Genomic DNA, 12,692 nt, shown 5'->3' with positions numbered 1-12,692 from the left:
ATACTTATCGGTTACTTGAAAATACATCAGAACGTATCCAAGTTTTGCAGGGACTTAAACAAATTGGGGCTTATATTGGCGATTTAAGGCGTTAGGCGATCGCTTGATGGTAGTTTAAATATCTGCTCTTTAAGTTCTTGTAACAACATAGATAGCTCCCATACTTGAATGGTTGTCTAATATATGTTGTCTATTCAATATATGATAAACAATCTCGGTTTATCATTCTAATTTGAGCGATCGCTGATTAAACTTAAAAACAATTAGCGATCGCACTTTATCAATCTAACCTACGAGCGATCGCACTGTCCGCTCTCTCCGAAACAAATCCAATGTACTCAAAGACCGACTTTGAATACCGTTGCAAATCATATTCTATCTCTTCCAAAGATTTATTCTTGAGGTCTGAAAAGAATGAAAACTTTGCCAAAGCGTCATCAACTTTTCCTACATGCTTGATTTTATTATTCAGAACTCTGCATTCATCAATATTTTGATAATTAAGATAAGTAGTTATGTCAATATTCAATTTCTTGTATCGTGCTATTTTTTTATCCCAAACGTGCGAAGACTCGGAATAAGCCATACCAAGCTGTTTTTCTAAAGAGAGTAGGATTCGACTAGTAAATTGTTCAACTGTTGCCCAAAGTGAAATAACAAACGAACTGTTTGCAAAGTATTTAGTTCGGGCTAACATCAAATCATTGTTATAGATGAATTCCCTTACCCTGGAAAACGAAATTTCAAGTTGCGCTAGTTCATCCTCATCTGAAGATTCGTCATATTTTTTTTTGATTTCCTTTAACTCTTTTGTAAGGCTTTCAACATGGTTATTTTGTTAAACATGCTGAGAATAATACATTTGGTAAAATGTACATAAATCCGCATGATAAAAGATTAAACTATTGAAAATGATCAGCAGATCACTATTCCGTAATATTGGAAATTCAGGTTTATCGTCTGGATGTAGCTGCATGATCGACAGAATAGGTGTATTCATTTAGCTTTCCTTAATGATTTTTTATACAGCGATCGCCTCACAAGTAAATATCTTACATAATCCTCTGAACTGCTTCAATTGTCAGATGATTTCAATTTAATACCCAAAACCTGAGTATAAGCACCTCTAGCTTGAGTCACCCCTATTGTCCTCTGTGCCGATTCTATCATCGGACGACGCAGACTCACAACAATAAACTGCGCTTGTTGTGCTTGTTGTTGAATCATTTTCGCTAATCTTTCCACATTTGCCCCATCCAAAAACATATCCACCTCATCAAAGGCGTAAAATGGGGATGGGCGATAACGTTGCAGTGAGAAAATAAAACTTAATGCAGTTAAAGATTTTTCTCCCCCAGACATGGATGCTAAACGTTGTACGGGTTTTCCTTTGGGGTGTGCAACTAAGTTTAAACCACTAATAAAGGGATCTTCCGGGTTATCAAGTTGTAAATAACCGTCACCATCGGATAAGGTGGCAAAAATTGATTGAAAGTTCTCGTTTACTGCGTCGAAAGCTTCTTTAAAAGCAGTTTGTCGTAAAGTGGTAAAATTCTCAATTCTTAATAATAATTCTGTTCTTTCTGCTTCTAAAGTTTCTAATTTCTGGGTTAGTTCTTGTAAACGTCCTTCTACTATTTCATAATCAGTCAAGGCTAACATATTTACGGGTTCCATTGCCTGTAAACGTTTGCCTAAACTGCGTAATTCTTTCTGCAATTCTTCTAAATCTACTTTATCCGGTACTTCTGGTAAGGGGTTGGGTAATTCTGCGGCTAAGGTTTGCAATTGCGCTTGCAATGTGGTTAAATCTTCTCTGCGTTTTTCTTGGGTTTGTTGCAGCTTCTCAATTTCCCATTGTAATTTTTGTTGACGTAATATTAAATCTCTTAATTCCTGTTCTGCTGTATCTCGTTTCTTTTTCTCCTCACCTAAATTCTGCTCAAGTTCTTTTAAACTAGCTTGAGTTGCGGTAATTTGAGTATTCAGTTCTGCAAGTTGACTGTTAACTGTTGACTGTTGACTTTCAAGATTAGTTTTTTCATTTTGATATTCAATAACTCGCGTTTCTGATTCGGTAATTTTCTCTTGTAAACGCTGTTTCTGATTTTCCAGGTTTTGCAATCTTTGTTCTACTTCCCTGACAGTAGTTTCTTTTTGTTGTAATTGCTGCTCTTGTTCTCTAATGGTAGCTTGAATTTCTTGCCATTCGCTGGGGGTTTGCGATGCTTCCAACTCAGCTAAGGTGTGTCGTAATTGTTGCAGTTGATTTTCTTGATCTGGTAATTCCCGATCTAGAACTTCTAACCGAGTTTGAGCATGATTGAATTTTTCAGTATTTTGGGATAGTTGAGAGCGGGTATTTTCTAACTGCGCGTTTAAGGTTTTTACCTCTTTTTTTAACTGTTCTAAATATAATTGTTGTTCTCTGCGCCCTTGTCTTGCTTCCGTTAACTCCAAACTTAGTTGTTTACTACGAGCAGATAAATTAGTGATAGCTTCTGCACAACGTTCTAAAACTCTTTCAATATCTCCTAGTCGCGTCCTTAAATTGACAACTTCCTCAGATTCTTTTTGTTCACCAGTGCCAAATTTTAAACTTGAGCGTTGCGTATTACTACCACCAGTCATAGCACCGCTAGTTTCTAATAATTCCCCATCTAAGGTAACAATGCGATAAAGTCCGATTTGAGTTCTCGCTTGTTCCAAAGTTCTGAAAACTACTGTATTTCCAAAAACATACTTAAAAACTTCTTGATAACGCTGCTCGCACTCTACCAGATTCATCGCATATTCAACAAAACCATCAACATAACGCAGTGTTAAATCTGGGGTAAACTTAGAAGCTTTTATTTTATTCAAAGGTAAAAAAGTTGCTCTTCCCGCACGTTTTTGTTTTAATAATTCAATTCCCGCAGCAGCAACACGATCATCTTCTACTACTATATGACCTAATCTTGCACCCGCAGCAGTTTCCAAAGCCAGATGATAGCGAGAGTCAACCTTACCCAAATCTACCACCAACCCACATAAACCGGGTAACCCAGATTGAATAATAATTTTACTTGCTTGAGTTCCCTGTACTTCTTGCTGTGCTTGGGTTTGTGCTTCCAGTTTATCTAGCTGACGTTGTTTATCGCGTTGTTCTTGTAATAAACGTTTTTGGGTATCTTGTTGTATTTGTAATTCTTGATCTGTCGCTGCTAAATTCTCTGCTAAATTTTGAATCGGTTTACTAGAACCGTTAAACTCAACTTCTAATTTTTCGCATTCTGCTTGTTTTTCTGTCAATTGTGGTTCTAAATCAGCAAGAATCTGAGATTCTTCTGTAATAAGTTCCTGTAACTGAAAATTCCTTTCTCTCAGTTGTGCTTGCTCAGTTCTTTGAGGTTCAATAGTTTGCAGTAAAGTTTCAATTTGCCGACTTAAAGCTGTTTGTTGTTGTACCCAAACTTCCGAAGCGGTAGCAATTTCCGCAGCAACTTGACGAGATGATTCTAACTTTTCTCGTGCTTGATTGCGTCCATTTTGCAAAGACGTTAAATTTAAACTTGCTGAATTATATTGTTGTTGATTTTGTTGGAGAGAAACCTGATACTCTTGAATTTCCTGTTGAGTTTGGTTTAACCGTTTAACAGTTTCCTGTAAATGAGACTCTAGCTCACCCTTTTGTCGTTGAAGTTGCTTGCGTTCCGCTTCTTTGGTTGCAAAAGTAGACTGAACCGCTAAAAGCTGATCCTCACCCAAAGATTTTACATGAGCATTTAATTCATTGAGAAGTGTACTTTGTTGATCAATATTTTGATTGACAGTATTTAAACTTTCAGAAATTTGAGTAAACGCAACATCACCAGCTTGAATATCCGTTGCTAACTTTTCCTGTTGTGCTTGGAGAGAACGCCATGATAACACAGATTCCCAAGATTGCTTTTCTTGAAACTCCTGTTTTAACTGACGATATTTTTCTGCTTTTAGCTTATCTTGATAAAGGCGATCGCGTTGTAAAGTCAACTCCCCTTCTATAATTTTACAACTATCTTCCTTTTCCTTAACCTCATCTAAAGTTCCCTTAGCTTGATTAATCTTTCTATCAAACGCAGCAACACCAGCTAACTCATCAATAATTTCTCGACGTTCCCTAGCATTCATAGAAATAATGCTGGTGACATCACCCTGCAAAACCACATTATAACCTTCAGGGTAAATTCTTAAATTTTCCAACTCCTCATGTAACTCAGTCAAAGTACAAGAAGACCCATTAATATAATAATTAGAAGTATAACCACCCTGAGAGTTAACCCGTAAACGTCGAGTAACACTCCACTCAGTTGGTGACTGGGGACTGGTGACTGGTGACTGGGAATTATTTTCCGCTTCCTCTACTTCCCTAACTTCCTCAACTTCCTGATCTTCCTCACTCTGCGCCTTTGCGTCTTTGCGTGAGACAATATCAGAAATATCAAAAGTAACAGTTACAATAGCCTCAATGGCATTACGTCCTTTAGCGACTTGATTATTATTAACCAAATCTGGCAATTTATCAGCACGCATACCCTTAGAACTGGATAGTCCTAAGCAGAACAGCAACGCATCCAGAATATTTGACTTTCCCGATCCGTTAGGACCAGAAATGACAGTACAACCCGGTAGTAAAGGGACAGAAGTTGTACCACCGAAAGACTTAAAATTAGTAAGTTCAACCCGCTTGATATGCACCATTATGGGCGCTGCTTCACTGTAAACTGGTATAAAGGAACAAGTGTATCAATTATTTTTTAATATTTGCAACTGTTTAGGAATTTTAGATTTTGGATTTTAGATTGATTCTGATAATTAATACTAACAACTTACCTTAATATTTAACTTAATATTTAACTTAATATTTAACTTAGATTTTAAATCCAACCTCTGACACAAAAAATCTCTCGAAAACATCCTTCCTTTGTGTACTTTGCGTACTTTGTGGTTCGTTCCTCTTAATTCCCTAATCAATATGAAACTATTGTACCAAAACTTTATCATTCGTGACTGGCAAAAGAGCGATTGCACAGCAGCAGCAAACGTAATTAGTACAGTCTTAGCAGAATATGGCTTAGGTTGGGAAGCAGACGGTGCAGATAGAGACGTTTTAGAAATTGAGGAATATTACTTAGCTGTTGGTGGTGAATTTTGGGTAATTGAACACCAAAACAAAATAGTAGGTACAGGGGCATATTATCCCATAAAACGGGGAGAACAGGCTGTAGAAATCAGAAAAATGTATCTTTTACCAGAAATTCGTGGTTTAGGTTTAGGAAAATATTTATTACAGCAGCTAGAATTAACTATAGAAAAACGCGGATTTAAACAAATTTGGATAGAAACAGCCAGCGTCTTAAAAGAAGCAGTCCAGCTTTATGAGAATAATGGATATATCCCCGCGACAGGAGTGGAAACAAAAAGATGCGATCGCGTGTATGTGAAATACTTGAGGTGACTGGTGACTGGGAAAAATAACTAATGACCAATCAGCAATTAGCAATTACTATGTTTAAAAATTTACTAAATTTGTTTTTACAGAACAATTGCCCTATCTGCCAGCGAAACACAAAACAGCAACTTTGTCAATATTGTAATAAACAATTACAAAGCTGCCATCTGCAAAACCCCAATGTCTTATGGAAACAACCTTTACCCGTGTTTAGTTGGGGGAGTTATGGAGGAACATTAAAAAGGGCGATCGCCGTCATGAAATATGAAAACCAGCCAGAAATGGGGCGGTTATTGGGTCAGTATCTAGGAGAATCATGGATATTAAATTGTACATTAAAAAATCAAAAACCTGTAATTGTACCCATACCACTTCACCCAAAAAAGCTCAAAGAAAGGGGTTTTAATCAAGCTGAAATAATCGCCCAAGGATTTTGTCAGATCACTGGGTTAAAATTAAAATCAAATGGGTTAGCCAGAGTTAAAGATACAAAAGCACAATTTAGCGTATCCGGTGCAGAACGAGAACAAAATTTAGCAGATGCTTTTGCTCTAGGATCGGATTTTAGCCGTATTCGTCCAGATGCACCCGTGCTGTTAGTAGATGATATTTATACTACTGGCGCAACCGTCAAATCTGCTGTATATACACTTAATCAAGGTCATATTTCTGTATTGGGGGTAGCTGCTGTAGCCACAACGGGTAAAGATAGATCAGCCTAGAGTTAATGGGCAACTTGTGGGTGATAAATCTATAATTAACAAAATTATACCCTGTGTTTGAGGGAAAAATGTTTTCATTTATGAACAAAGGTTTTGCAGTGGGTTTAAAAAAAATAATTATCTTTCCTGTAAGTATACTGACAATTTTAATCAGTATAAATACAGTATTTGCTCAAAATACGAATAATGCAAATACAAATACAAATACAAATACAAATACAAATAATTTATATAAACCCATTCCCTTAAATAGTAGTTCAGAAATTGCTGATACATTAAAAGCTACAGACATTCCCACAGGTCAAGGGGGGTTTGCGCGTGATTATACAGTCAAATTAAATAAAGGTGATAATTTAGCAATTGATTTGTCATCTGAAAACTTTGACACTATTATTACTCTTTTAGGTCCTGATGGTTCAACGGTGGCAGAAAATGATGATGGACCTGATGGTACAAGTAATTCTCTCCTGTTTACCCGCATCACCGAAACAGGAAATTATATTGTTCGTGTCCGGTCTTTTGGAGAAACTGGGGTTGGTAACTTTAAACTCAAGGTGACAAAACTGCAAGCAGTTAAGTAGGGTGTGGGGAGATGGAGAGCATTGTCCTGATTGATTATTTACTAAACAATGTTGAATATTGCACCAACAAGCCTAGATTTTTGAAGTAGCCATTGAATTTAATTTCTCAGCAAAATCAAATTCCGACGCTAATACAGCAGTATACTTATTCAGGTCGTAGGGTTTAACATTTTGATTGTCCATCCAAAACCGTAGGCACTGCTTGGGGAGAGAACCACCTCGCTTGTTAGACACCGCAAGGGATCTAATCTAAGTGGACTCGTTGAACCAAGAATCTCCGTGGCTTCAGCCCGGAGAGTGTCAAAATTAACTATCCCCAGTCCCCAGTCCCCAGTCCCCAGTCCCCAGTCCCCAGTCCCCAGTCCCCAGTTCCCATATCACTCAACTAATGTAGCGGTAGTTCCCTCACTTGATGGTGGTGCGCTGGGCAACTCTAGACAGTATCCTGCACCATAAACCGTCTTAATGTAGCAGGGATGGCGAGGATCTGGTTCGAGTTTAGTTCTCAAGTGGCGAATATGCACCCGAATAGTTTCAATGTCATCATCAGGGTCATAACCCCAAACTTCTCGCAAAATTTCACTGGGAGAAACTGTTTGTCCATGACGCTGAAGCAAGCAATGAAGCAACTCAAATTCTAAATGAGTCAGTTTTACAGTTTCACCAAACCAAATGGCCTCAAATCTTTCTGGAACGAGGGTAAGAGAACCATAGTTAAGAATTTCACTGTGTTTTGCGGCTTGGGGAATGCGGTCAGTACGTCGTAACAAAGCCCGCACTCGTGCCAGCATTTCTTCTACTTCAAAAGGTTTGGTCAAGTAGTCATCTGCGCCAGCATTGAAACCCTCAACTTTATATTGAGTTTGGTTTAATGCTGTCAGCATTAAAACCGGAATTTCAGATGTGCGATCATCCCGACGTAAACGCTGGCAAATGGTAAAACCGTCTACTTTGGGCAACATCAGATCAAGCATGATCAAGTCGGGTTGTAACTGGAGCGCCAGCGCCTGACCTTTGATGCCATCTTCAGCTTGACTAACATCGTAGCCAGCCATTTCCAAGTTGACGGCAACAAGTTCTGAAATCGCTGGGTCATCATCTATGACAAGAATCCTGGGCATTATTAAAAAATTATGACTACTTTATTTAAGGATAAATTAAGAACCTTTGAGAGATACAAAGATTACTTTTTTGATTGTAAAAAAAGATTTAAAATCCAACATAAATATTAAAATTAGAGATTGTGAAAACAATACTAATTTACACGAAAATTAATATATGGTGTGTAACTCTACCTACAGTCCGCCCTATTTCTTGCGAAATGGTGCTGCCATGACTGCTTACACTGCTTTATGGGCAGGACGTGATTGGGAAAGTACAACTCCACATCCAGAACCACTGTATCAGCAGGTTGTATTTACGGGAGGGCAGGATGTACCAATTTTCGGTTGGGTTGCCATACCCGAAAATGCCCACAGCACAATTATTGGCACTTATGGTATTACAGGAGAGTTAGAACAACAATGGTTTTTAAGATTGTTGGGACGTAAAGCATACTCTCAAGGTTATGCTGTGGTTCTCTTTGATTGGCGGGCGCATGGTAAAACGGCAGAATTATCCCCAACTTTAACTTCTGATGGGTTGTATGAAGGGGAAGATTTTGTCAGAATTGCCCAGCAAGCGGTAGCAATGGGTTGTCCTCCAAAATGCAGGTTTACAGGGTATTCTCTAGGGGGACAATTGGCGCTGTGGGGAATCAAAGCAGCACAAGATTTTAAATTACAAGATATAGACATTGCTGGAGGAGCAGTGATTTGTCCTAGTTTAGATTCGTTGCGATCGCTCACTTATTTAGTCACTCACCCTTTTGGTAAGTATGTTGAATCCCGCATTGCTGGAGAATTAAAAAAACTAGCCTGGAAATTACATCATACTCATGATAATTCTTTTGATTCGGCAGCAATAGAAAGAGCAAATAGCATTTGGGGATTTGATGAAGAACTTGTCATTGGCCGCTTGGGTTTTAGTTCTGTGGAAGAATATTATCAGACCAGCAGTGGTTTACATCTGTTACCTCTGTTGCAAAAACCAACTTTAATTATTTATGCTGCTGATGATCCCTTATTTCATCCCGATCTTGTTGATGATTTAAAAGTTGCCAGTGCCAAAAATCCTGCTATAGATTTGTTACTTACATCCTACGGTGGTCATGTAGGTTATATAAGTAGTAAAAAGTGTCAAATTCAATCCCAAGATCCTGATCAATGGTGGGCTTGGAATCGTATTTTAGAATGGATAGGAATTAATGAAGGCAGGAGGCAGAAGGCAGAAGACAGGAGTCTGTTATTATAAGGGGTATTTATCATAAATCTCCCAAAAATTTTCGCTTTCAAAGGCGGAGTTTTAGACCCTATTCTTTCATCAATGTAGTGCTTAGGTTTATCAGGTAGTATTGATCAAACATACCTGATTTTTTGAAGAATTAATTATCTATAACCCAAACTTTTTAGTTGTGAATTAGTTGTGAATAACTTTCCCTCAAACTGGCTACCTGCACCTAAAAAATTAGTATTGTTATCTGATGATGTGCATATCTGGAAAATAAACTTACAGCAGTCTGAATCACAGATACAATCTTTCAGAGAAACTTTATCTAGTGATGAAGTTGCTCGTGCAGAAAGGTTTTATTTTCCTGAACATCGACAGCGTTTTATTGTTGGGCGTGGTAGTCTGCGGACTATTTTAGGAAGTTATTTAGGTGTAGAACCGTCTCAATTAGAATTTGATTATCAACAACGGGGCAAACCAATTTTAGCAGCTAAGTTTGCTGATTCAGGAATATTTTTTAATTTGTCACATTCGCAAGATTTGGGTTTGTGTGGCGTAAGTTATCAAAGATTAATTGGGGTAGATTTAGAATTTATTCGCCCAATGTCTGATTTAGAAAATCTTGCTCGACGTTTCTTTTTACCCCAAGAATATGCAGTAATTAAATTACTTACACCTGAACAAAAACAACAAGTATTTTTTCGTTACTGGACTTGTAAAGAAGCTTATTTAAAAGCCACGGGAGATGGTTTAATTCAATTAGAACAAATCGGAATTGAATTAACACCTACAGAACCTGCTCAGTTAAAAGTTTCAGGAAATTGGCAATTGAAAGAATTACTACCAGCAGATAATTTTGTTGCTGCGGTTGTTGTAGATAATCATAGCAATAATTTCCAATTTTGGCAATTATAGGTAGATCAACATAATGGGGGAGCTATATTTTGTGGGGTGGGCATCTTGCCTGCCCTATTTACAGCAGTTTTCATGTCTTTAGACCATAGTAAGGGCGAAGCATTCGGATGATAGTCTTAGGTAAAAACCGATAATTAATTGTCCGAATGCTTCGCCCCTACATTGTTGATGCGAAACCTAAATCAAAATGTGGTTTATTTACCTGAAAATAGCTGTAATGAATTTGGTGTCTATAAATTCTTTAATGAATTTGGTGTCTATAAATTAAATCTATCAAAAAAAGCCGAGCTTGTTCTAACGATATATGTCTAGGTTTTCCTTGATAAACAATTTGGTATTCATTCATATTTTGCCCATCTCCATATCCTGAAATTAACTTGCGGTGAAATGCTTCCTCAGCCAATTCTCTAACTTCATTTCTGAGAGCAGAATGTGTGTTATTCATAACTAAGATATCTTCTGAATTACCTGTTTTTCTTTTATTGAAAAAGTAACTTCATTAAATCTATCCCCAGTATTATTTTTATCTTGATTCTCTTAAGCGTGATTTCAGAAACTTTAATTAAATGGAAATTATGCCCTGAGATAGCTGAATCTTATTCATAATAGGAGTAAGTTGAACTTGGCTAAATAACCTCAAAAATTGTCAATAAATCGAAAATCAATGGTTCAAGAGCAAAGTACCGATGTCATCCGCATCAATGCTAGAAGAACTGATGTATTTGATATTTTTAACTTCAAGTATTATATTGGACCCAACCCTTATTTAGATACAGGGGCGCTAGTATTTGATTTTTCTTTGACTGAATTTCAAGATCCTCTACCGATAGAGGATTATATTGATGTTATCAGTGATTTTTATCCGCACTTAGCGGAGCAAACATATCAATTATATGCTGATTTATTTGCCCATATTGTTTCCGAAGTGAGCAAATTAGATATAGGTTTATACCTGAATCTTTGGAGTATCACAGCATATCATTCCTATGTAAGAATTGCCATTCAAGCACTACATGAAGGCACAGCAAGAGCAGTAGTGTACTTGGTTTGGGATTGGTTGGAAAGTATTACTAAAGATGAGTATTTCCCCTTTGAGGAACGGTTAATTAAATTGCAAAATAAGTTCCGAGAATCTGTTTATGGTGGACCAACAGTTTATGCTTTATGGCAAGCTGCATATCAACAAGGTATTCCTACTTGCTATTTATGGGAAGAAGGATTAATGCAATATGGTTATGGTAAAAAACAAGTGCGAGGAGTAGCAACAACTTTTGATATTGATAGTCATCTAGATTCTGAATTTACTACCCGCAAAGATGATTGTAAAGAATTTTTAGAAAGATTGGGTTTTCCCGTGCCAAAGGGTGATATTGTAACTTCAGAAACAGAAGCGTTAGATATAGCTAGAAAAATCGGTTATCCAGTGGCAATTAAACCTGTAGTGGGTCATAAAGGAATTGGTGTAACTCCTAATGTAAATGATTCTAGAAAATTGAAATCTGCTTATAATTTTGCAGTATTAGCAATTCCCGAAGATGAATCAATTAGAATTATTATGGAGCAAAGTATATCAGGAAGGGATTTTCGTTTATTGTGTGTCAATGGTAAATTTGTCGCTGCTACAGAACGTAGGCCACCATCGGTTGTGGGTAATGGATATTCAACAATTAGAGAATTAATTAAAAAAGAAAATCGCAAACCAGAACGGAGAGATACACCCACATCATCCATGAGTAAGATAGTCATTGATGAAGCGATGGAACGATATTTATATGAACAAAGATTAGATGTGGATAGTATAATTGAACGCGATCGCATTATTTATCTTACCAAAGTTGCTAATATCTCATCCGGTGGTATCAGCATTAATGCTACCAATAAAATTCATCCTGATAATATTATCTTAGCAGAAGAAATTGCCCAACATTTTCGCCTTACTTGTTTAGGCATTGATGTGATTACTAAAAATATTTCCCACTCTTGGAAGAATGGTAATTTTGCCATCTTAGAAATTAACGCTGCACCAGGTATTTTCATGCACCTTAACCCCGCGATTGGTACAAGTGTTGATGTTCCTGCCCATATTTTATCAACCTTTTTTCCATCTGCCCAAGATGCCAGAATACCAATTATTACGTTTAATAAAATTACTGTACTTGAATTACAAGCAATAATTGATCAGATTCTTTTACAACATCCACAAATGAAAATAGGTGCTGTGTGTCGCGAGGGAATATTTATCAATCGTTGCCAAAAATTTTGGAGTCAAGAATACAATCGCAATATACAAACTTTGTTGCGTCATCCTCAGCTTGATTTATTAATTGCTGAATACGCAGAAGATACTCTAGAATCAGAAGGAATGGTTTACAAAGGTAGTAATATTGTGGTATTGGATAATCCTACAGAAACAGAAATGATATTATTAAGAGATGCCATAGATGGTTCGATTGTGATCATTAAGAAAGACAACAATGTTTCTATTCTACATAAAGGAGCAAGCGAAGATTTAATTTTAGACGTAGAAACAGATTTTTTCAATGTTTATCTACCAGCAATTGAACAAACAATTACTATAGCAGGTGATTGGTGATTGGGGATACAATTTTGGATTTTGGATTTTGGATTTTGGATTTTGGATTGTATTTCATGAATCCAATCTAAAATCTAAAATCT

Annotated in this window: 11 protein-coding genes and 1 pseudogene; 7 read left to right on the top strand and 5 right to left on the bottom strand. The window is 37.0% G+C overall.

The genetic code is table 11. The features are described from left to right. Positions 1-280 precede the first annotated feature (280 nt). Both H6F47_RS11330 and smc read right to left on the bottom strand, forming a co-directional pair. Positions 281-700, bottom strand: coding sequence for a hypothetical protein (locus H6F47_RS11330; protein WP_190649238.1), 420 nt, complete (start codon positions 698-700; stop codon positions 281-283). A 374-nt stretch (positions 701-1,074) separates the two neighbouring features. Continuing rightward, a complete protein-coding gene (gene smc / locus H6F47_RS11325) occupies positions 1,075-4,719 on the bottom strand; it encodes a chromosome segregation protein SMC (RefSeq protein ID WP_190649236.1) in 3,645 nt (1,214 codons plus the stop codon). 274 nt (positions 4,720-4,993) lie between these two features. Here smc and H6F47_RS11320 point away from each other — a divergent pair, with 274 nt between their 5' ends. The 3 genes from H6F47_RS11320 to H6F47_RS11310 all read left to right on the top strand — a co-directional run bounded on the left by H6F47_RS11320 (position 4,994) and on the right by H6F47_RS11310 (position 6,773). Beyond that, entirely contained in the window at positions 4,994-5,476 is a 483-nt protein-coding gene (locus H6F47_RS11320) for a GNAT family N-acetyltransferase (protein ID WP_190348221.1), read from the top strand. Between the two features lie 23 nt (positions 5,477-5,499). Further along, entirely contained in the window at positions 5,500-6,192 is a 693-nt protein-coding gene (locus tag H6F47_RS11315; RefSeq protein ID WP_236104079.1) for a ComF family protein, read from the top strand. 80 nt (positions 6,193-6,272) lie between these two features. Continuing rightward, complete coding sequence (locus H6F47_RS11310) at positions 6,273-6,773, top strand: PPC domain-containing protein (RefSeq protein ID WP_190649233.1); 501 nt, start codon at positions 6,273-6,275, stop codon at positions 6,771-6,773. Between the two features lie 87 nt (positions 6,774-6,860). Here the strand turns inward: H6F47_RS11310 and H6F47_RS27890 are convergent. Continuing rightward, positions 6,861-6,974 (bottom strand): annotated as a pseudogene (locus H6F47_RS27890) (RNA-guided endonuclease TnpB family protein); the annotation flags it as partial. Between the two features lie 78 nt (positions 6,975-7,052). On the opposite strand from H6F47_RS27890, the gene H6F47_RS11305 reads away from it, so the two are divergent. Next, positions 7,053-7,229: a hypothetical protein gene (locus H6F47_RS11305; RefSeq protein WP_190649232.1), complete on the top strand. Its 177-nt coding sequence runs from the start codon at positions 7,053-7,055 to the stop codon at positions 7,227-7,229. Here the strand turns inward: H6F47_RS11305 and H6F47_RS11300 are convergent. Next, the gene (locus tag H6F47_RS11300) at positions 7,151-7,894 is read right to left on the bottom strand and encodes a response regulator transcription factor (protein WP_096564935.1); all 744 of its coding nucleotides are present in this window, start codon (positions 7,892-7,894) and stop codon (positions 7,151-7,153) included. The genes H6F47_RS11305 and H6F47_RS11300 overlap by 79 nt on opposite strands. Positions 7,895-8,051: 157 nt before the next feature. Between H6F47_RS11300 and H6F47_RS11295 the strand changes: the two genes are divergently transcribed. Both H6F47_RS11295 and hetI read left to right on the top strand, forming a co-directional pair. Continuing rightward, positions 8,052-9,125, top strand: a complete 1,074-nt coding sequence (locus tag H6F47_RS11295; protein WP_190649230.1) for an alpha/beta fold hydrolase — start codon at positions 8,052-8,054, stop codon at positions 9,123-9,125. A 171-nt stretch (positions 9,126-9,296) separates the two neighbouring features. Beyond that, complete coding sequence (gene hetI, locus H6F47_RS11290; protein WP_137668596.1) at positions 9,297-10,016, top strand: 4'-phosphopantetheinyl transferase HetI; 720 nt, start codon at positions 9,297-9,299, stop codon at positions 10,014-10,016. 241 nt (positions 10,017-10,257) lie between these two features. On the opposite strand, the gene H6F47_RS11285 is transcribed toward hetI, so the two are convergent. Further along, a complete protein-coding gene (locus H6F47_RS11285) occupies positions 10,258-10,461 on the bottom strand; it encodes a hypothetical protein (RefSeq protein ID WP_187039130.1) in 204 nt (67 codons plus the stop codon). A gap of 219 nt (positions 10,462-10,680) precedes the next feature. Here H6F47_RS11285 and H6F47_RS11280 point away from each other — a divergent pair, with 219 nt between their 5' ends. Further along, positions 10,681-12,609, top strand: coding sequence for an acetate--CoA ligase family protein (locus H6F47_RS11280; protein WP_190649228.1), 1,929 nt, complete (start codon positions 10,681-10,683; stop codon positions 12,607-12,609). Positions 12,610-12,692 lie beyond the last annotated feature (83 nt).

Origin of the sequence: Sphaerospermopsis sp. FACHB-1094 (assembly GCF_014696195.1) — a bacterium.
GTDB classification, from domain to species: Bacteria; Cyanobacteriota; Cyanobacteriia; order Cyanobacteriales; family Nostocaceae; genus Sphaerospermopsis; species Sphaerospermopsis kisseleviana.
This window is presented reverse-complemented; position numbering and strand designations above follow the sequence as displayed.